Below are 2,107 nucleotides of genomic sequence, written 5' to 3' on the forward strand. Positions count from 1 at the left end.
CTCTGGTGGTATCCAACTCATTCCAAGTTTCTCGTATACTTCTTCCTCGCTAGAGCAAAGTATCTCTTTGTTGCTTGTTTTATCGGTCAGGGCATATTCGCTCAAGCTCAAGTTTTTCTTGAGCGCAATTTCTCTCAGAGAGATGTTATGTTGTTGACTGCCGGTAAAATACTGTAAAGCTGTCCCCCATCTCGAGGGCTCGACTATTCTCAAATCGCCTTGGAGACCGCTCTTAAATCTAACGCTCGTTTTCGTTGGTCCTGAAAGTAATACGTCTTGCACTATTTCAAAATCAGTGAAAGCTTTAATTATTTTATTCGTTGCATCATTTTCGGCAGCCACTAAAATGTCCAGGTCACCTATCGTTTCCTTCATGCGTCGCAAAGAACCTGCGGGAGATATGAAGACCACACCCTCAAATTCACCCAAACGGTTAACTATAATTTGAGCCAAGTTCCAGCCTTCCCACAAGGGATATCTGGAGACTAAGCGCCTTTCTTTTAATGCCATGATACCTTCAAGTATTTTACTTTCGATCTTTGGCCCAAAGCCGGGTAAGCTCCTTAAGGTACCTTCTAGAGCTGCCTTTTCTAGTTTTTCCACCGAATCGATGCCCAGCTTTTCCCAAACCAATTTAATTCGCTTTGGGCCCATTTCCGGGACTTCGTATAAAGAAAGCAGTCTTTCGGGAACTTCCTCCGTCAGTTTTTCGTAAAATTCCAATTTCCCGCTTTCCAGAAGTTCGCAGATTTTCTGTTCTATGGCCTTTCCGACCCCGGGAATTTCCTTTAACCTTCCCTCTCTGTAGAGTGCAAATATGTCTCTGCTTTCGTTTCTCAAACTTTCAGCAACGCGTCTATATGCATTAATTTTGAACCTATTCTCTCCCTTTATCTCCAAGAGGAGGGCTATACGCTCAAAGATCTCCGCGACGGCATTTGAGTCGATATTTCCTTCCATCCTATTTACCCCCCTATTTACCTCCTGTTTTAACAACATGTTTCATTGTCCGATAGAAAAGTTAGTAATATTATAAATGCAAAAGATTTCCATGCATCGACTGTACCCGTAAGATTTATCAAATTATTAAATTAGAGGCCGAGCTTTGATGAAAGATAAAAAAGGTACGTTGCCATTATTTATGCCATTTCTGGTCTTGGGAGCGGGAGTCATAGCAGTATCGACGGGAGCAACAATCATCCGTCTTGCGGAAGCGCCGGCTTTGGTAATATCCGCCTATCGCGTGGGGCTTGCCAGCCTTCTCCTCTTTCCCTTTGCCTGCCATTACGCCAAGGAAGAGATAAAATCGTTGACGTTAAAGGATCTAAAAGTTGCAGTTGCTTCAGGTGCTTTTTTAAGCCTGCATTTTGCTTTTTGGATATCTTCGCTCGATTATACTACAGTAGCAAGTAGCGTAGTGCTGGTCAATACAAACCCCATTTGGGTTGCCCTGCTTACGCCCTTCATGAGCAGTGACAGGCTAAGAGGGATGTCCCTGCTGGGAGTGGCTTTCAGCGTGATAGGGAGCGCTGTGATAAGCGCAGGTGATTTTGCTCTCGGGGGGAAAGCCCTTTACGGGGACTTTCTTGCCATAGCCGGAAGCTGGTGCGCTGCCTTTTATCTTTTGTTCGGTCGCAGGCTGAGGCAAAAGTTGTCTCTGCTTTCATATATAACAATTTGTTATTCCACTGCAGCGGTGATCTTGTTCGTCCTAATCATATGCCTTGGCTATCCTCTCTTCGGTTATCCCAAAAAGATGTGGCTATGTTTCTGGGGGTTAGCGCTCTTTCCTCAGATCATCGGACACAGCAGTTACAACTGGTCCCTCAAATATTTTTCAGCAGGTTTTGTGGCAATCGCCCTGTTGGGAGAGCCCGTGGTAAGCCCTATTTTGGCCTACTTTGTGTTGGGCGAGGCGATAATGCCCATTACGATATTCGGCGGATCGCTGGTATTGGCAGGAATTGTTCTGGCTGCCCTGGGAGAAAACAGAGGAAAACAGGAGTCTTAGTTCAAATACACTAATATAGTGACAACATATCGGTTTTTAAGAGATAGCGTAAAATATTTGTAGGAGATTTTCAGAGGGAAAAAGAAAGGGACCACT

Annotated in this window: 2 protein-coding genes; one reads left to right on the forward strand and one right to left on the reverse strand. The window is 44.6% G+C overall.

The window, feature by feature from the left end:
• Positions 1 to 960: nucleotidyltransferase domain-containing protein (locus tag Q7P41_RS01855; RefSeq protein WP_303881697.1), on the reverse strand; the 960-nt coding region annotated here is incomplete at its 3' end.
• Positions 961 to 1,108: 148 nt separating this feature from the next.
• On the opposite strand from Q7P41_RS01855, the gene Q7P41_RS01860 reads away from it, so the two are divergent.
• Positions 1,109 to 2,011: a DMT family transporter gene (locus Q7P41_RS01860; protein ID WP_303881698.1), complete on the forward strand. Its 903-nt coding sequence runs from the start codon at positions 1,109 to 1,111 to the stop codon at positions 2,009 to 2,011.
• Positions 2,012 to 2,107 lie beyond the last annotated feature (96 nt).

This window comes from Acetomicrobium mobile (assembly GCF_937920065.1).